This is a genomic window from Neobacillus jeddahensis (assembly GCF_000612625.1).
GTDB classification, from domain to species: Bacteria; Bacillota; Bacilli; order Bacillales; family Cytobacillaceae; genus Neobacillus; species Neobacillus jeddahensis.
Genome location: NZ_CCAS010000077.1, coordinates 1 through 17,604, shown reverse-complemented (window position 1 = coordinate 17,604; position 17,604 = coordinate 1). Strand labels below are relative to the sequence as shown.

The 17,604-nt window shown below is 40.8% G+C and carries 18 protein-coding genes; 14 read left to right on the top strand and 4 right to left on the bottom strand.

Going from position 1 to position 17,604, the window contains the following annotated elements:
• Positions 1-49: 49 nt before the first annotated feature.
• A complete protein-coding gene (locus TY15_RS20860) occupies positions 50-1,546 on the bottom strand; it encodes an MDR family MFS transporter (protein ID WP_040205711.1) in 1,497 nt (498 codons plus the stop codon).
• Between the two features lie 125 nt (positions 1,547-1,671).
• On the opposite strand from TY15_RS20860, the gene TY15_RS20855 reads away from it, so the two are divergent.
• The 8 genes from TY15_RS20855 to TY15_RS20820 all read left to right on the top strand — a co-directional run bounded on the left by TY15_RS20855 (position 1,672) and on the right by TY15_RS20820 (position 7,330).
• On the top strand, positions 1,672-2,322 hold the full coding sequence (locus TY15_RS20855; protein ID WP_040205710.1) for a TetR/AcrR family transcriptional regulator C-terminal domain-containing protein: 651 nt from the start codon (positions 1,672-1,674) through the stop codon (positions 2,320-2,322).
• Positions 2,323-2,474: 152 nt separating this feature from the next.
• Positions 2,475-2,804, top strand: coding sequence for a PadR family transcriptional regulator (locus TY15_RS20850; protein WP_040205709.1), 330 nt, complete (start codon positions 2,475-2,477; stop codon positions 2,802-2,804).
• Positions 2,801-3,199 carry a permease prefix domain 1-containing protein gene (locus tag TY15_RS20845; protein ID WP_040205708.1) on the top strand — a complete coding sequence of 133 codons (399 nt, stop codon included), beginning with the start codon at positions 2,801-2,803 and terminating at the stop codon, positions 3,197-3,199. Before TY15_RS20850 ends, TY15_RS20845 begins: the two co-directional genes overlap by 4 nt.
• Before the next feature lie 12 nt (positions 3,200-3,211).
• Positions 3,212-3,850, top strand: a complete 639-nt coding sequence (locus tag TY15_RS20840; protein ID WP_040205706.1) for a hypothetical protein — start codon at positions 3,212-3,214, stop codon at positions 3,848-3,850.
• Between the two features lie 128 nt (positions 3,851-3,978).
• A complete protein-coding gene (locus TY15_RS20835) occupies positions 3,979-4,668 on the top strand; it encodes a response regulator transcription factor (RefSeq protein WP_040205704.1) in 690 nt (229 codons plus the stop codon).
• An 81-nt stretch (positions 4,669-4,749) separates the two neighbouring features.
• Positions 4,750-5,673 carry an ABC transporter ATP-binding protein gene (locus TY15_RS20830; protein ID WP_040205703.1) on the top strand — a complete coding sequence of 308 codons (924 nt, stop codon included), beginning with the start codon at positions 4,750-4,752 and terminating at the stop codon, positions 5,671-5,673.
• A complete protein-coding gene (locus tag TY15_RS20825) occupies positions 5,666-6,412 on the top strand; it encodes an ABC transporter permease (RefSeq protein ID WP_040205702.1) in 747 nt (248 codons plus the stop codon). Before TY15_RS20830 ends, TY15_RS20825 begins: the two co-directional genes overlap by 8 nt.
• 21 nt (positions 6,413-6,433) lie before the next feature.
• A complete protein-coding gene (locus tag TY15_RS20820; protein WP_040205765.1) occupies positions 6,434-7,330 on the top strand; it encodes a sensor histidine kinase in 897 nt (298 codons plus the stop codon).
• 32 nt (positions 7,331-7,362) lie between these two features.
• Here the strand turns inward: TY15_RS20820 and TY15_RS20815 are convergent, their stop codons facing one another.
• Together TY15_RS20815 and TY15_RS20810 are read right to left on the bottom strand one after the other, a co-directional pair.
• Positions 7,363-8,391: a sensor histidine kinase gene (locus TY15_RS20815; protein WP_040205701.1), complete on the bottom strand. Its 1,029-nt coding sequence runs from the start codon at positions 8,389-8,391 to the stop codon at positions 7,363-7,365.
• On the bottom strand, positions 8,388-9,059 hold the full coding sequence (locus tag TY15_RS20810) for a response regulator transcription factor (RefSeq protein ID WP_040205699.1): 672 nt from the start codon (positions 9,057-9,059) through the stop codon (positions 8,388-8,390). Before TY15_RS20810 ends, TY15_RS20815 begins: the two co-directional genes overlap by 4 nt.
• A 192-nt stretch (positions 9,060-9,251) precedes the next feature.
• Between TY15_RS20810 and TY15_RS20805 the strand changes: the two genes are divergently transcribed.
• The 6 genes from TY15_RS20805 to TY15_RS20780 all read left to right on the top strand — a co-directional run bounded on the left by TY15_RS20805 (position 9,252) and on the right by TY15_RS20780 (position 16,592).
• Entirely contained in the window at positions 9,252-10,019 is a 768-nt protein-coding gene (locus tag TY15_RS20805; RefSeq protein WP_040205698.1) for an ABC transporter ATP-binding protein, read from the top strand.
• Positions 10,006-11,922 carry an ABC transporter permease gene (locus tag TY15_RS20800; protein ID WP_040205696.1) on the top strand — a complete coding sequence of 639 codons (1,917 nt, stop codon included), beginning with the start codon at positions 10,006-10,008 and terminating at the stop codon, positions 11,920-11,922. The genes TY15_RS20805 and TY15_RS20800 overlap by 14 nt, the downstream gene beginning before the upstream one ends.
• A gap of 187 nt (positions 11,923-12,109) precedes the next feature.
• The gene (locus TY15_RS20795) at positions 12,110-12,811 is read left to right on the top strand and encodes a response regulator transcription factor (protein WP_040205695.1); all 702 of its coding nucleotides are present in this window, start codon (positions 12,110-12,112) and stop codon (positions 12,809-12,811) included.
• Complete coding sequence (locus TY15_RS20790) at positions 12,808-13,779, top strand: sensor histidine kinase (protein ID WP_040205693.1); 972 nt, start codon at positions 12,808-12,810, stop codon at positions 13,777-13,779. Before TY15_RS20795 ends, TY15_RS20790 begins: the two co-directional genes overlap by 4 nt.
• Before the next feature lie 163 nt (positions 13,780-13,942).
• Positions 13,943-14,713, top strand: coding sequence for an ABC transporter ATP-binding protein (locus TY15_RS20785; protein WP_040205692.1), 771 nt, complete (start codon positions 13,943-13,945; stop codon positions 14,711-14,713).
• On the top strand, positions 14,688-16,592 hold the full coding sequence (locus TY15_RS20780; RefSeq protein WP_040205690.1) for an FtsX-like permease family protein: 1,905 nt from the start codon (positions 14,688-14,690) through the stop codon (positions 16,590-16,592). Before TY15_RS20785 ends, TY15_RS20780 begins: the two co-directional genes overlap by 26 nt.
• A 63-nt stretch (positions 16,593-16,655) precedes the next feature.
• Here the strand turns inward: TY15_RS20780 and TY15_RS20775 are convergent.
• Positions 16,656-17,604 (bottom strand): ATP-binding protein (locus TY15_RS20775; RefSeq protein WP_042375444.1); only part of this gene is annotated, 949 nt, incomplete at its 5' end.

Here is a 17,604-nt window from a genome sequence, read left to right as displayed (position 1 = left end):
CAGGCCCCCGCCGCTTTAAAGCGGCGAGGGCCTGACCCCTTTTTTTCAGTTAGCTCTCTTGATACATTTGTGAATCTGTTGCCTTTTCTTTCGTCATTAAGAGAATAAAGACAATGGCTATTACTAACGGGATGAGCGTCCACATAAAGGTAGTTGTTATCGAGCTTGATAATACTTCAGTAATTTCCTTTAAAATATTTGCAGGAATGTGAGCACGTAATTCCGGTGACAACAGGGCGCGGCTGTCTTCGCCTCCTGCATTCCCCTTGAAGCTTTCAGGTAATCCGGCCGAAAAATGATTTTTTTGGATCACGCCAAAAACCGTAATCCCAAGTGTCATTCCTAATGATTTCAGGAAGTTACTTGCTGAACTTGCGATGCCTCGTTGTTGCGGAAGCGCCTTTTGCAGTGCCGACATCCCAAGCACGGAGAAGGATGGACCAACGCCAAGTCCGATGACCATCATATAGAGTGTCACAGTCCAGCGTGGCGTTGAAACGTCCAAAGTCCCGAGTAAAATCGTTCCAATCGCTGTTACAATACTAGCGGTAATCATGATCGACTTATAGCTGAATTTATTGGCTAGTGCGCCCCCTAATGCTGCGGCGATACTAGAGGTAACCATCATCGGTAATAATAATAATCCTGAGTTTGTTGCCGTTCCACCTGTTACCCCTTGAATATAGAGCGGGATATAAATGGTCGAGACCATAAAGACCGCTCCATAGAACATCCCAGTTAAAACACTGCTCGTATATAAACGCTCTTTGAATAGACTAAACGGCAGGATCGGATCCTTAGCTGTTTTTTCAATTAAAAGAAAGATGACGAAACAAATGGCAGACAAGCAAAATAACGAAATAATTTGCCATGAACTCCAGCTATACGTATCGCCACCCAATTCCAGTCCGAACATCAGAGCGACGGAGAAACTGACAAGGAAAATGGCGCCTGCCCAGTCAATGATCTGGCGCGTATGCATTTTCGATTCATTATAAAAAAAGAGGATCAGTCCAAGTGTGATGATTCCAATTGGAATGTTGATATAAAAAATCCAGCGCCAATGAAAGTGATCGGTAATAAATGAGCCTAATAAGGGACCGGCGATGCTCGATAAACCGAAAATGGCTCCGAACATGCCACTCATTTTTCCACGCTTTTCAACTGGGACGACATCCCAAATGATCGTGAAAGCAATTGGCATTAACGCACTTCCACCAATTCCTTGAATCGCGCGGAAGATACATAATTGAATCATTGTTTGTGCCGTTCCGCATAAAATAGACCCTACTAAAAATAACAAGATACCAAACACAAAGAATCTTTTTCTCCCGTACATATCGGATAATTTACCGAAGATTGGCATCCCTGCCATTTCGGTCACTAAATAGGCAGATGTGACCCAAACGTATTTTTCCATTCCACCTAAATCACCAATAATCGACCCCATGCTCGTCGCTACAATGGTGCTGTCTAGTGCAGCCATAAAAATACCCAATATTAAAGCGGCCATGACAGGTGCTAATCGTGTTCCCCTTTTCGACATCTATATTTCCCTCATTCCTTTAACGTTGTTAAATTGACAATTTGTAGTTTAACATCGTTAAATAAAGAAGTAAAGAAAAATTAGTTAAAAACAGATAGAATAGATGTATTGAGGTGATCGATACCATGAAGAAGAATGTAAACAAAGAAACGATTACGGAGGCAGCGTTAGAAATATTACATGAAAAGGGACTAGCCCAGCTCACAATGAGAAATGTAGCGGCTAAGCTAAATGTAAAAGCGCCTGCCCTTTATTGGTATATCAAAAACAAACATGAGTTGCTCCAGCTAATAGCGGAACATATCTCATCACTAATAAACTTTCCAAAACAGCAGGAGAACTGGGAAGACGAAATCATTTTACTATCAATCGAGAATCGACGGGCGATGTTATCGATTCCGAATGGAGCAGAGATCATGATGGAGACCCTGCCCGTCTCGACGAAAAGATTATATGCGATTGATCAAACAATGGAGATATTCCACCGGGCCCAATTTCCGGAAGACGTTATCTTCTTTGCTGTTACCCTGATTAATAGTTATGTAACCTCGTTTGTTTTGGATGAGCAAAAGCAAGAGAGAATGTTAACGGAGATGGGGGAGGAGGAAGTGTATAAACAATTCACGGATGCCATTATGGCGATCCCAAAGGATGCCATCCCCTACGTGCATCATCACTTGCTTTATCGCAAAGGGAAAGTCAACGATGAGGAAAATTTTTTAGCGGGCTTGCGTATTATTTTACAAGGAATTAAAGCAGAGATACGTCAGAATTAACTTTTAACGCTCTTCAATCTTTATTGAAGGGCTTTTTTTATGTCCATCCATTCTCTATTTTACTTTTTGGAAAATTACTTTGACAGATAGAGTAATTTCGAGTAAGATTACTCTATCAGATAGAATAGTGAATCAAACAAGGAAGTGAAAAGATGATTAGAAGCGATCTTATTCGCGGTCATTTGGATTCGATTATTTTGCGGTTGATTTTCGAACAAGACAGGTATGGCTATGAAATATCGAAAGAAATTAGTTTACGGACAGATAATCGCTTCCAGATAAAAGAAGCAACGTTATATGCCGTGTTTCAGCGGCTAGAGAAAAAGGAACTGATTGAATCATACATGGGCAGTGTCTCCCAAGGTGGGAAAAGAAAGTACTACAGAATTACGACACTCGGGAAGGCGTACTTACGAGAAATGATCGAGGAATGGAAAGAAACAAAAGAAGTCATTGACTTGTTTATGGAGGGATTACAGTGAAAAAATTAAAAAACCATGTGGATGAACTATTTAAGGGCGTTCCAGATAGTGAGCAAAAGAAGGCGATTAAACAAGAGGTTTTGGAAAACCTTGAGGAAAAAGTACTCGACTTAATCGATCAAGGCAAAGAAGAGGAAGATGCTATCAATAAAGCAATCGTCGACTTTGGTGATATTGACGATATAAAAAAGGAACTCGGCGTGAAACAGCCAGTGAAAAAGAATATGTCAAAATTAAACCTAGGCTTTTCTATCTGGGGGAGTATCCTCATCATCGCTTTATTTATTTTTATTAATTTTGCTTATACGCCAAAGACAATTTGGTTTGTTTATCCGACCTTTGCTGTATTATGGTGGCCGTTAGCGATGTATTTCAATTGGCAGCGTTCAAAGTAAGGAGGGGTTACAATGAAAAAAATTGATCCAGGCTTTGCCATAGCGGGAAGTATCATGAGTATCATCTTTTTGATGCTTGTTAACTATCTAACTAGCGCCCATTACGTGTGGTTTTTTTATCCGGCTTTTGTATTGCTATTGTGGCCAGTTGGTGTGTACAGTGCGAAAAATGGGAAACACAAACAGCTCGCACTCTCCTATAGCGTATTGCTGATTGCCTTTTTGACGGTAGAGAATTTTCTTCATTCATCACAGTATCCGTGGTCAATGTTTGCGATTTATCCGATTTTCTGTTGGCCAATTCTGGCTTATTTAGAAAAGCGTGCCCTAACCGTTACAGTAGCTTTGATTGGGAGCTCCTCGATTATTTTATACTATGTCATACTGAATTTGTTCTTATCACCGCAGTATCCCTGGGCCATCTATCCCTCGTTTGTGGTGTTATGGTGGCCGCTAGCGATCTACCATGCGAAGAGAAAAACCTATTTTGCATTCTCAGTCAATGCCACGGTGTTAATTGCGATCTTCTTCACCACAGTCAATGCCGTCTCCAGCCCCGACGTCGTTTGGGCCGTCTACCCAATCTTTTGCGTCCTTTGGTGGCCACTCAGCATGTATTACTTCGTCTACAAACGGAGACTTATAAAATAATCCATAAGGTGTCAGGCACCACAAAAAGACAAATGTCTTTTTGCGGTGCCTGACACCTTATTTGTGTAAATAAGGGAACAAGCTTATTCTATAGTTATAAAAATAGCGAATAAAAAGGTGAAGTGGCTATGGAACGAATTAATATATTAGTGGTGGAAGATGATAATGATATTAATCAATTATTATGCAATATTATTAGAAAGAGCGGTTACAATGCGCAGGCGGCCTATTCTGGTACGGAAGCGATTCTGTACTTGGAAAGGTCTGAGTGGGACATGGTCCTGCTAGATTTAATGCTTCCGGGACTAACCGGTGAAGAGGTTCTCGCCAAGATCAGTGCGAAAAATCCTGTTCCTGTCATCGTCATCTCGGCGAAGCTTGAGCAGCAAACTAAAATAGACGCACTCAGGACTGGGGCAGATGACTATATCACCAAGCCTTTCGACATTGAAGAGGTGTCCGCACGAATTGATTCCCATCTCAGAAGAGCAAAGCGGACATTAGTGCCACCACAGCCCCAAGTGTTAACACACAAGGATCTATCCATCGATACAGACGCAAAGAAGGTTTTGGTAAATGGACAGGAGCTCCTGTTAACGGCACGCGAATACGCGATATTGGTCCTGCTCTTATCCGCCCCGAAAAAGGTTTTTACCAAGGCGAATGTGTTTGAAAGTGTATGGGAGGAAGAATATCGTGGTGATGATAATACGATTAATGTCCATATGAGTAATGTCAGAACCAAGCTTTCCAAAGCGAACCCCAACGAAGAATATATTGAAACCATTTGGGGAATGGGCTATCGCTTAAAAACTTAAGGTTTTCTTAAGGATTCATTTAAGCCTTTCTTATGTATTACGACCTATACTTCAGTTATCACATAAGGGAGGTCCATGTGGATGAACGAATATGTTTTGAAAACAAATCAACTATCCAAGAAATATAAACAGCAACTGGCTTTAAACAAAGTTAATCTTTCCATTCAAAAAGGAGCCATCTACGGCTTTATCGGCCAAAATGGGGCCGGTAAATCTACTTTGATTCGGATCGTGTCGGGATTGGCGTTCCCAACTGGGGGAACAGTAGAATTATTTGGTAAAACTACGGAAGATGATCTAGTCGAGGCGAGAAAGCGGATTGGGACGATGATCGAAGGGCCGGCTTTATATCCCCAGATGACCGCTGCCGAGAATTTGGAAGCACATCGACTGCTTAAAGGGATCCCAGGGAAGGACTGTGTTGGAAAACTGCTGGCATTAGTTGGTCTTCAGGATACGGGCAAAAAGAAAGCAAAAAACTTTTCTTTAGGAATGAAGCAGCGGCTGGGACTGGCGGTCGCCCTATTAGGGGATCCAGAATTCTTAATTTTAGATGAGCCGATAAACGGTTTAGATCCAATGGGCGTGGTTGAGATCCGCGAACTGCTAAAGAAGCTCAATCGAGAATATGGGATTACCATTCTTATCTCCAGTCATATTTTGAGTGAGCTTCATTTATTAGCCACTCATTATGGCATCATTCATAAAGGGGAACTATTAGAGCAAGTAACCGCACAAGAACTCAATGACAAGTGTCAGCAATTTTTGCATATTAAAGTGGATAATCCTAACAAGGCGGCAACTGTCATAGAAACGGATCTCTCGACAACTGATTTTGAAGTTATGCCAGACGGTGTCATAAAGTTATTTACTTATGTAGATGTGCCGGGCAAAGTTTCCTCAATCCTTATGAAGCAGGGGTTAATCATCGAACAATTCATGCCGATGGGTGAGGATTTAGAGGGCTATTTTATGACTAGGATTGGGGGTGTGAACCGTGGGTAATTTACTAAAATCAGAATTATTTAAGTTACGGAAGGATCGATCCCTCTGGACTTTAATTATTATCTTAACGGCATCCGCTATTTTTTACCCAGCACTAATTTTCTTTGATAATGGTGCAGATTCGGCAACAGTGAATGAATTATTTACTAATACTGGACTTGGCGGAAACAATTATGTGGTGAAGCTTGTCCCGTGTATTCTTGCGGGCTTCTTCATTTCAAGTGAATATTCAGTCGGGACGATGAAAAGCATAGTGGCGTCCGGCAATAGCAGAGTCCGGAGCTACTTTGCTAAATTAATTACTTTTTCAATTGGTGCAATAATCATTTCAGTAGTATTTCCAATTATCATAATGGCAGCGAGCATGATTTTCTTTGGCAATAATGACCTACCTACCCTAGATTATTTCGTCCAGACGATGGGTTTAACAATTCTTTATGCAGCCGCATTTGCTTCCATCATGTCATTGTTCTCCATTATTTTTACGGATAGTGGCAAGACGATAGGATTTTTAATTATTTTTTTCCTTCTATTTGATAGTATCTTCTATTTATTAAGTCAAGAGTTTGCTTTAATCAAGACCATCTTTAACTACTCCGTGTTCAAATTATTTTTAGATATCAATAAAGTCCATCTAAGTAATAGTGCTTTTCTAAAACTTTTGCTTGTTCCAATCATAACTTGGATTGTTTTTGGAATGGCGGGAAGCTTGATTTTTCGTAAAAAAGAAATAAAGTAAGGAAGAAAGCGGGTGAGAAGCATGCTCTATATAACGTTGATTTCGGTCATAGTAGCATTGTTTTTTCTCATTCGGCTTTTTTTTATAAAAAAAGAGATCAAACGTGTTACGAAACAGATTAACCAGTTTAACCATCATCAGACTGAAAAGAAAATTGACCTTGCTTTCTTTGATAAACACATAGAAAAGCTGGCGAAAGAAATAAACGATCAGATGGATTTAACAAAGCAGGCACTTGCTGAAAAGAGGCGAACGGAAAACGAGCTGAAGCAGGCGATTGCCAATATCTCACATGATATCCGGACACCGATGACCTCTATTCTTGGCTATATTCAACTTCTGGAATCAGCCGATGTATCACCAGAGCAAAGGAAAGAATATACGGCCATTGTCAAAAATGGAGCATTGCGCTTAAAGGTGTTATTAGAGGATTTTTTTGAGTTATCAATTATCGAGTCTGCTGATTACCCAGTAAGAATCGAACCGATCAAGCTTAATCATTTGCTGTTAGAGGTGCTGGTTGGGTTTTATGAAGCCTTTCACCAACGTGGAATCGAGCCAATCGTAACCCTTCATGAAGAAGAAATCACCATTAAGGCAGACGCATCTGCCCTCAAACGCGTTCTCGAAAATTTACTTAGTAACGCCATTAAACATTCACGAGACAATGTCACAATTAGTCTCCAGAAAAAACAAGCTTCGATTGAATTGATCATCAGTAATCCGGCCCCACAATTAACAGAATCGGAAGTGTCCCTCCTGTTTGACCGTTTTTATAAAGCGGATCAAACAAGAACAGGGAAGGGCGCAGGGCTGGGATTATCGATTGCGAAAGGTCTGATGAGAAAAATGGACGGTAATCTGACCGCGCAATTAACAGACCAACAATTAGTAATGACATGTGAATGGAAGGCATAGGAAAAGTGCAAGGTACCCGCCTTGCGCTTTTCTTACAATTGATAGTAATTCCGTATCTTCGGGAAATGAATGATGACCTTCGTATAGTTCCCCTCTTCGGATTCAATTGTTAACTCGTGTCCCAGCTTGTTCGCCAGCTGCTTGGCAAGATATAGTCCCATCCCGGTCGACTTGGCATGGCTTCGCCCGATTGAACCAGTAAATCCTTTTTCAAAGACACGATGCAAGTCCTCTAACTTAATTCCGATGCCATTGTCCTCAAGAATCAACCGCTTTTCTGCATGATCTTCCTCAAAAGAAACCGACACTTTGCCGCCCTCATCGGTATATTTAACAGAATTTGCGAGGATTTGATCGATGACAAATCCTAACCATTTCCGATCACTTTGGACTGTTTGCGGCGTATCTTCCATTTCAAACCGAATCGCTTTATTGATGAACAGCTTAGAATATTTTTTGACACTATTTTTAATAAGTTGATTGATCGTGATCTCGGAGATAAAGTAGTCTTTTGAAAAGGAATCAATCCGGGAATAGTATAGAGCTTGCTCGACATAATGATCGATCTTATCGAGTTCATCCTCAAATTTATCAACAAGGGCATCAACGCTTTTTCCCTCGCTATTTTCCATCAGTAGGCGACTGGCGGCAATTGGCAGCTTCACTTCATGAATCCACGACAGGATAAACTCCTGCTGATCGCGTTTCTCGTCCTGTAATGTTTGCAATTGTTGGGCATGTTCCTGGAGAATTTTATCAAAAAGCTGGAGAAATAGCTGTTGCTGCTCATTCTGTGCCTCTGGTAACAGAGAAAAGCAGTCCGCTTGGCCACTTTCGACGACAGCTGACACTTTCTGGAAAAAATTCCTTCGATAATAAAAGCCGCTGGTAATATAGACGGAAGTCAGTAGCAAACAACTTATATTGGTATAGATAATATTATTAACGGCTATTTGATGTTGTTCGGTACTTACGAACATAATGATCGACACAAAGGCCATGATGATCAGGTAAACAAGAAGAAAAAACCGTTTGTCTTTTACATACGCGTAGAAACTCATTGGATGATGTACCCTTCCCCTTTTTTGGTGGAAATAAACTGGTCCTTGCCAAGCTCTGCTAGTTTTTTACGGAGTCGGTTGACATTGACTGTTAAGGTGTTTTCATCGACAAAGCTTTCGTCCTTCCAAAGATTGCGCATAATCTTTTTGCGGCTAACAATCGTCCCTTTTTGCTGCATGAGGAGATGCAAGATTGTAAACTCCGTTTTGGTTAGATCAATTTTTTCCTCGCCTAGCCGTACTTCCCAATCCTTCAGGTTTAAGATCACTCCTTCATGCTCGAGCACATTTGGCTTTGTATCGATATAGGAATAGGAGCGCCTTAAAAGGGCGTTAACCTTTGCCAGGAGCACATCCGTATAGAATGGCTTTTGCATGAAATCATCGCCGCCCATGTTCATGGCCATCACCATATCCATCGGGGTGTTTCGTGATGAAAGAAAAATGATGGGAACCTTCGAGATTTCGCGAATTTGCTGGCACCAATAAAAACCATCAAACGACGGCAAATTTATATCTAACAAAATCAGATGGGGTTGTTCGTGAATAAAGGCTTCTACTATTTGATCGAATTCAATTAGCTTGATGACCTCAAAGCCCCATTTTTCAAAGGTCTCACCAAGCATCTCTCTAATGGTCGGTTCATCTTCCACTATCATGATTTTCATCTAGCCCACCTCCATTAGCTTCATTTATAAAAAATATTCTTGTCCTAATACTATCGAAAATGCAGGCGGATTTCATCCAAGTGACAAAACTGTAAGGTTGTTTGCCTTCACTGTTAGCTAGAATCATGCTTCCTTATTATAAAATGAATCCAATGAGAGAAAATAATCTTCATAAATGGAGGAATCACATACATGAAAACAATTGTTGAGGCAAAACGAATGAAGAAAATATATGGAGGAAAGGGAAATGTCTTTACAGCCCTGGATGAGATTGATTTAACTGTAAGGGAGGGAGAGTTTGTCGGAATTATGGGGCCATCTGGTGCCGGGAAATCCACATTATTAAATGTGCTGGCAACGATTGATACGCCCACATCCGGTGACGTTGTCATCGATGGAACCAGCATTATCAACATGAAGGAAGAACAATTATCAGCCTTTCGCCGCGATAAGCTCGGCTTTATTTTTCAAGATTATAATCTGCTCGACACGTTGACAGTGAAGGAAAATATCCTACTGCCATTAGCGCTGGCAAAAATGAATGTCGCTGAATTAGAGCGCCGGGTAGCGATTGTTGCCGATAAATTTGCCATCGGTTCGATTTTAGAAAAGTACCCATATCAAATATCGGGCGGTCAAAAGCAACGAACGGCGGCTGCCCGTGCGATTGTTGCAAAGCCAAGTTTAATTCTAGCTGACGAGCCAACTGGTGCGTTAGATTCTAAATCGGCAACCGATCTCCTTGAAAGCCTGAAGGATCTAAGTGAACAGGACCAGGCCACAATCTTGACGGTGACCCATGACGCTTTTGCGGCTAGCTATTGTGGACGAGTCCTTTTTATAAAAGACGGTAAACTGTTTACTGAACTCGTCAAGGGAAAAGGGACGCGCAAGGAATTTTTTAATAAGGTGCTAGATGTCTTGGCGGCACTTGGAGGTGGGGCAAGTGACGTTATTTAGTGTGACTCGAAAAAATATTCAAGGTAATTTTAAAAACTATCTCATCTACTTTTTATCGATGATTTTCAGTGTGGTCATCTATTATACGTTTGTTTCCTTGCAATATAGCGAGGAAATTCAAAAGAGTATTCAATCATGGGAAACGATGCGGTCTATATTTGTGCAAGCATCGATTATGTTAATTTTATTCGTCACCGTCTTTATTTTATATTCCAATGCTTTTTTTACAAAAAAACGGAAGAAGGAAGTAGGTTTATACTCGTTATTAGGAGTACGAAAAAAGACCATTGGAAAAATGCTATTCTATGAAAATCTAATTATGGGGGCAATAGCAGTTCTTATAGGCGTTCTGTTGGGAACACTTCTATCTAAATTGTTTACGATGATGTTACTCAAACTATTAAGTTCAACGATCAATGTAAGCTTCAGCATCTCCTTTGAAGCTGTCCTCAATACCTTGATTGTCTTTTCGATTATTATTTTATTTACATCTATTCAGGCAAATCGACTGATTTATCGGTTTAAATTAATTGAGTTATTCCATGCTGAACAGGAGGGTGAACAAGTTGCAAAAGCATCAGTTGGAGCGGCAGCAGGCTCTATTATTCTGATAGCCTTTAGTTATTGGATTGTCTTCCACCCCATTACTGAGCAACAGCTTGTTCAACTATCCCTCGTCTTATTTGGGATTGTGGCTGGAACCTATTTATTATTTCGTTCCTTAATCGTCTATCTATTAAGGGCTTCGCAAAAAAATAAATCCCGTTATTATCGAGGAATGAATTTAATTGGTACGACCCAATTGATTTATCGATTTAAAGGAAATGCTCGGACACTTACGATGATTTCTTTACTAAGTTCCGTTACTTTATGCGCCATTAGTGTTGGGTATGGGGGCTATTATAACATTGAGAAAACCGCAAGGAACTGGTCTCCATTTAGTTATAGTTATATTTCAAAAAATGAGGTTTTCGATCATCAAGCAGATCAAATCATTTTGGAGGATAAGGAACATCCGGTTCAGGGAAAACTGGACATCTCTGTTATACAAGTAAACGGAGATATTTCGGATTTAGAATATGTTCCATACGGATATGCTGCCAAGTCTGTACCGACAAGATTGATAGCTGTGAGTACGTACAATCAGATAGCAAAGGTGTTAAACAGGGAAGAGAACTTGCGGCTTAGCGGGAATGAGGCAGCGGCGATTCGACCGTGGCAGGATAATACTTTTTCTGATTATGTTGGTCATACCATAACATTAAAATTGTCAGAAGAAAATCATTCCATCAAGTTTGTAAAGATGTTCGAAGAACGGGTGTTAGGCTGGGTCTCTCCTGATATCTACGTGGTTGTTAGTGACAGACTGTATACTGATATAGCAAAGCAAGTAAAGCCGTTTGTCTATCAAGCGTATAAAGTGAAAAATGAGAAATCAACAATTGAAACAGCTAAAAAACTGGAGAAACTTCTGGCTAAGGATACTGAATTATCCACATTTTACACAATGTATACAAAAGAATTGGAATCATCAGGAATCGATATCTTTTTATTAGGATTTTTGGGGCTCGTCTTTCTTGCCGCTACAGGGAGTATTATTTATTTCAAACAATTAAATGAAGCCTATTCTGATCAAGAGCGTTATCAAATTTTGCGGAAGATTGGAGTAAGTAAACGAGAAGTTTTGACAACCCTTTCGAAGCAGACACTTTTTGTATTTTTATTACCATTAGTGGTGGGGATCCTGCATTGTACAATCATATTAAAAGCAATTTTCGGTGTGAATCTAGCAGAGAAAACAATTATGATCCCCATTTTCATGGTGATGGCAGCATATGTGATTATCTACCTTGGGTATTATGTGCTGACGGTTAAATCCTCTAATAACATTGTTAATAAGTAATTGATGACATCTCTCGAGAATTCGAGGGATGTTCTTTAGTATGAAAACAGGGAAAAGTTTAAATAGTACTCAGTATTATGGTGCCGATGAACGGATTTCGTGCGTCCAGACTTCACCCTCCTCATTTCCATGGGTTTCCTCCTTTTGATACAATTTAGTTATATATAAGGATAAAAGGGGAATGATGATGTTTAAATTATTTATTATTGAGGATGATAAACAGCTCGTCAGCTTACTGAAAGAGCATTTACATAAATTTGGCTATGATACAAAATCTGTTGATAATTTTGAAACGGTGCGTACGCAATTTGAACACTATGATCCCCACCTCGTTCTATTGGATGTTAACTTGCCAAAATTTGATGGCTATTATTGGTGCCGCCAGATCCGCAGTATTTCCACATGCCCGATTCTGTTTATCTCCGCAAGGGAGGGGAAGATGGATCAGGTGATGGCGCTGGAAAATGGGGCAGATGATTATATAACCAAACCATTTGATTATGAAATTGTAACCGCCAAGATTAATAGTCACCTACGACGGGCCTATGGATCCTATGCGAGTGTCCAAAACGGACGTACCACCTCAGTCGCGGGATTAGTCCTAGACGTGGAGCGGCTATGTTTGACCTTAGGGAGCAAGGAACTGGAGCTCAGCCATACCGAAGTGAAAATCTTAGATGAACTGATGAAAAAAGCGGAGCGGGTTGTGAGCCGTGATCGCTTATTAGAAAAAATATGGGATGATCAAGCCTTTGTTGATGATAATACATTAAATGTGTATATCACCAGGGTTCGCAAAAAGCTTGCTTCTTTAGACATCACGGATGCCCTTCAAACAATAAGGGGGCAAGGGTATCGCCTTGTACCAAACTGGGGGAATCCGGAATGAGGCTCTTTTTTCGAGAACAAGCTCTTATGATTGTGATCTATATCCTTCAATTGATCGTGGTCACATTTATTTACTGGCTGGATGGTCCACACAACCTGATGACGAGTTTGTATGCCGTTTTTCTTAGCAGCTGCCTTTTAGGGGGATATCTCATCATTCGCTTTCTTATGAATCGCTCTTTTTATAAACGGTTAGAAACTCCACTTGCCTCGATGGAGGAATTTACAGGTGACCACCCTTCCTCTCCGCTTGCAGAGAGTTTACAGCAGCTGTTGAAAAGCCAATTTTCCCATTATCGATCTGATTTACATAATTATCAGTACAAGTTAGAAGGGCATATTCAGTTTATCAATCAGTGGGTCCATCAAATGAAGACACCTGTGTCAGTGATTCACTTAATGATCCAGGATGAGGATGATCCCCGCTTTACGGCGATTGGCGATGAGCTGGATCGGTTAAGAAAGGGACTTGAAATGGTGCTATATACGGCCCGCCTTGATACCTTTGAGCGGGACTTTTATGTGGAGACCCTTGATTTACAAACCATTGTCCGTTCCGTCACATCTAGCCAAAAGCGGTTGTTTATCCGCAAGCGCGTCTATCCCTCATTTCAGTTTGAAGGAGGGCTGCAGGTTACCTCGGATGAGAAATGGCTGTCCTTTGTAATTACGCAGCTGATTACCAATGCTGTTCGCTATACCATCGAGGAGGGGCGGAAAATCTACTTTCATGGCTATCACCGCGGAAACAGGACGATTCTCGAAATTCGCGATGAAGGCGTGGGGATTCCGGCAAGTGACCTCCCGCGCGTCTTTGATCCCTATTTCACAGGTGAAAACGGCCGCAACTTCCCAGAATCCACCGGCATGGGCCTCCACCTCGTCAAACAAATATGCGAAAAACTCGGTCACCAACTCGAACTAGAATCCACCGTAAACAAAGGTACCACAGTGCGAATCGTTATATAGGTGACAGGCACCGCTCGTGTACACTGTCCATATAGGGTGGACATTCTATTACCCCAATGCTTTCCTTACAATTGTGTAAGCTAATTGTAAGTTAGGGAGATAGTAGCTGGATGTGTTTGGGGCTAGAATAGGGATATAGATTGAACGTACAAGGAGTGAGAGCATGTCCATCTTAACAGTGGATCATTTAGAAAAGATTTATGAAGGTAAAGTGGCCCATAAGGCATTAGATAATATCAATTTCTCAGTTGAAAAGGGTGAATTCGTCGGGGTGATGGGGCCTTCAGGTAGCGGGAAAACGACCCTCCTAAACCTTATCGCGACGATTGACCGGCCGACAGCTGGTGAAATCCTAATTAACGGGAAGAATCCCCATGTATTAAATCGAAAAGAAACGGCCTTATTTAGACGCCATGAGCTAGGCTTTGTGTTTCAACATTTTAACCTGCTAGATACCTTGACTGTCGAAGAAAACATCGTTTTGCCGTTGACCCTCGATGGGGAAAGCATCAAGGAGATGGATAAAAAACTACAATACGTAACGAAAAAACTTGGCATTGATTCGATCCTAAAAAAGAGAACCTATGAAATATCCGGTGGACAAATGCAGCGTACCGCGATTGCCCGTTCCATCATCCACAAGCCGTCCCTTATTTTAGCGGATGAACCGACAGGTAACCTGGATTCCAAGGCTTCTAAGGATGTGATGGAAACAATCACCGCTATTAATAAAGAAGACCAGGCGACCGTCTTAATGGTTACGCATGATCCGTTTGCGGCAAGTTATTGCCACCGTGTCATCTTCATCAAAGATGGCCAGCTCTATAATGAAATTTATCGCGGTGAAAACCGTCAGGCCTTTTTCCAAAAGATTATGGATATGCTTGCGCTGTTAGGAGGGGACAACCGTGACCTTTCCACAGTTCGTTTATAGAAATGTGGTCCGTAATAAACGGACCTATGCTGCCCATTTCCTTAGTAGTGCCTTTTCAGTGATGATTTTCTTTGTCTATGCCCTGTTTATCTTTCATCCTGATATTAAAAAGGGAGTAGCTAACGTCCTTGCCATTCAATTAATGACAGCTGCGGAAGTCATCATGTATGTTTTTTCATTTTTGTTTGTGCTCTATTCCGTTAGTACCTTTTTAAAATCACGGAAACGTGAATTTGGCATTTTGATGATGCATGGCATGACAAGGGGTCAACTGAACAAAATGGTCTTTTTAGAAAATATGATCATTGGGATTAGCGCGATTGTTGCTGGGATTGGCCTCGGTTTAATCACAGGAAAATTGTTCTTAATGATCGGTTCACAGGTTGTAGGGATGGGCGATCTACCATTCTATTTTTCAACCAAAGCCCTTCTGCTAACGGCGATAGCCTTCTTAATTCTTTTCTTTTGTATCTCTTTATTCACGACGGCACTCGTGCGCGTTAACAAGTTAATTGACTTGTTCCAAGCTGGTGTAAAGCCAAAGAAGGAGCCGAAGGTATCAGTCTTATTATCAATCCTGTCGGCGATTTTACTACTTGTCAGCTATTATTTAGCGGCGACGGCAACGATGCAAACCTTGGTGTTCCGGATGTTACCTGTAATTGCAATGACGGTGATCGGAACGTATTTCTTCTATACACAGCTATCTGTGTTTTTGGTGAAGCTCCTGCAACGGAACCGTGGGTTGTTTTGGAAAAAGACCAATATTGTAACAATTTCCAGTCTTGCCTATCGCTTAAAAGACAATGCACGAATGTTTTTCATGGTCACGATTGTCTCAACCGTCGCCTTTTGTGCGGTAGGAACCTTGGCGTCTATGAATGTAATGAACAAACAATTCGATAAGGCTTTTCCTGCTGAAATTAGCTATCGTGCGGTGGATGACCAACCAATCCATCAGCAGAACTTAAAGCAAATCGAAACAGAATTAAAGGCAAAAGAGATTCCTTATACCATGAATCAAGTTCAACTAAAGTTTGTAGCAATTGCGTCTTCAACAGATCGTTATACACCGGAAAAAATTCCTGTGATTTCCTTTGCAGACTATAAGAAAATTGCGAAAGCAGCAGGCTATAAGTCTATCGAAAAGCCGCTGGTCGGAACAAATGTGTTAGAAATGCGGACAGCTTCATTTAGTAACTGGGAGGAGATCACCTATACCTTAAAACAAGACCAGATCAAGCTAGCTCAGAATAAGTCAACTAAAAATGTGGTCGTGCCTATGCAGGTGATTTTTCAATCGGGTCTTGTGGTAAGTGATGAATTGTATGCAAAATTAACGCCAGTGGATACCCAGACGCTTACAGGCTTTTATACAAAGAATCTAGAAGATACAGCGGGAATTGGGAAAGGATTGGTTGAGGACAGCCAGTCAACCGTGACTGACGATCATCCATTTGTGATGGCGGTGAGCGGGACCTTATACGAATATCAAATGACCATGTACAAAATGATGCTGTTTGTTGCCTTATTGATTGGTGCGGTCTTCTTTATTGCTGCGGGAAGCTTCCTATACTTCCGCCTATATGCTGATTTAGATTACGATCGTCGTCACTATTTAACGATAACGAAAGTCGGATTAACGGACCGTGAATTAAATAAAATTGTCACCCAACAGCTCTTATTACTCTTCTTCGTGCCGATTATAGTGGCATTTGTTCACAGTGCCTTTGCCTTTATGGCCCTGCAAAGCTTCTATCAGCTATCGATTGCGAAAGAAATTGTGGTTGTGCTGGCTAGTTTCTTGGTGGCCCAAATGATCTATTTCTTTGTGATCCGCTACCGTTATTTGCGAAACTTAAAGAAAACATTAATCTAAAGAAAAACCCATCTGACAAAAGATTAGATGGGTTTTTTGGTCATGACACAAGGTAAAGGGGGGTTAATCAGTAAGGAGTGGGAAAGAGATGAACACAATTGTCCCTTTATTGACTTCACTCTTATATTCAATCAATCCATTCAACTCACGGATGATTTTGTTCGTCACCATACTACCGAGACCAGTGCCTTTAGATTTTGTCGTATAAAAAGGCAGTCCCATTTGCTTGATTTGTTCAGGGTCCATCCCTTTCCCTGTATCTTCGATGCGGATCACTACCGTTTTCCTAGGAAAATCTGCTTGAAGGTCAATGGTAACTGTCCCTTGATGAACAATCGACTCAATGCCATTCTTTACGACGTTCATAATCGCTTGCTTTAAATGTGGTTCATTACCATTAATAAACAGCGGTCCTTTATTTTCATAGTCAATCACGACATTGGAGTAGGAAGCAAACGGCCTCATTAATTGGACACAATCATTGATTACCTCATTAAGGGTCAGTTTGGATACCTGAAAGGGTTCAGGCTTAGCTACCTTTAAATAGTTGGTAATAATGCTGTTTGTCCGATCTAATTCTTCTAGAATTAAGGGGGAGAACTTTTTTAATTGTTCATCTTTCGTATCCTTGCTTAAAAATTGGATAAATCCCTTAACGGTAGAAAGCGGATTTCTTATTTCATGGGCAATCGATGCTGTCAGTTGACCGATCGTGGTTAATTTATCGAGATACACCATTTCCTCAATTTGTTTATTGATTTTAATCAAATTCTCAATCACAAAGATGAGAGCAACATTTGTAAAAAACGAAGTGAAAAAATAAATGAAATAAAAGGATGGTTTTAAAAATTGGATTGAATAATAAATGTCCGCCATATAAACGATAAAATAGCCTATAACAATGATGGATCCTGTCCTTAGTCTCGATTGGGATTTAAGGAAATGCTTTCTAAATAATAAAGCAATCAAGAAAGGGACAATGGATACGATTATCCCGATGAAGAGAAATTTC

Coding starts and splice junctions, on each gene's coding strand:
- TY15_RS20860 (WP_040205711.1), bottom strand. CDS start 1,546: ATGTCGAAAAGGGGAACACGATTAGCACCTGTCATGGCCGCTTTAATA.
- TY15_RS20835 (WP_040205704.1), top strand. CDS start 3,979: ATGGAACGAATTAATATATTAGTGGTGGAAGATGATAATGATATTAAT.
- TY15_RS20830 (WP_040205703.1), top strand. CDS start 4,750: ATGAACGAATATGTTTTGAAAACAAATCAACTATCCAAGAAATATAAA.
- TY15_RS20795 (WP_040205695.1), top strand. CDS start 12,110: ATGTTTAAATTATTTATTATTGAGGATGATAAACAGCTCGTCAGCTTA.
- TY15_RS20790 (WP_040205693.1), top strand. CDS start 12,808: ATGAGGCTCTTTTTTCGAGAACAAGCTCTTATGATTGTGATCTATATC.
- TY15_RS20855 (WP_040205710.1), top strand. CDS start 1,672: ATGAAGAAGAATGTAAACAAAGAAACGATTACGGAGGCAGCGTTAGAA.
- TY15_RS20785 (WP_040205692.1), top strand. CDS start 13,943: ATGTCCATCTTAACAGTGGATCATTTAGAAAAGATTTATGAAGGTAAA.
- TY15_RS20820 (WP_040205765.1), top strand. CDS start 6,434: ATGCTCTATATAACGTTGATTTCGGTCATAGTAGCATTGTTTTTTCTC.
- TY15_RS20805 (WP_040205698.1), top strand. CDS start 9,252: ATGAAAACAATTGTTGAGGCAAAACGAATGAAGAAAATATATGGAGGA.
- TY15_RS20810 (WP_040205699.1), bottom strand. CDS start 9,059: ATGAAAATCATGATAGTGGAAGATGAACCGACCATTAGAGAGATGCTT.
- TY15_RS20850 (WP_040205709.1), top strand. CDS start 2,475: ATGATTAGAAGCGATCTTATTCGCGGTCATTTGGATTCGATTATTTTG.
- TY15_RS20815 (WP_040205701.1), bottom strand. CDS start 8,391: ATGAGTTTCTACGCGTATGTAAAAGACAAACGGTTTTTTCTTCTTGTT.
- TY15_RS20840 (WP_040205706.1), top strand. CDS start 3,212: ATGAAAAAAATTGATCCAGGCTTTGCCATAGCGGGAAGTATCATGAGT.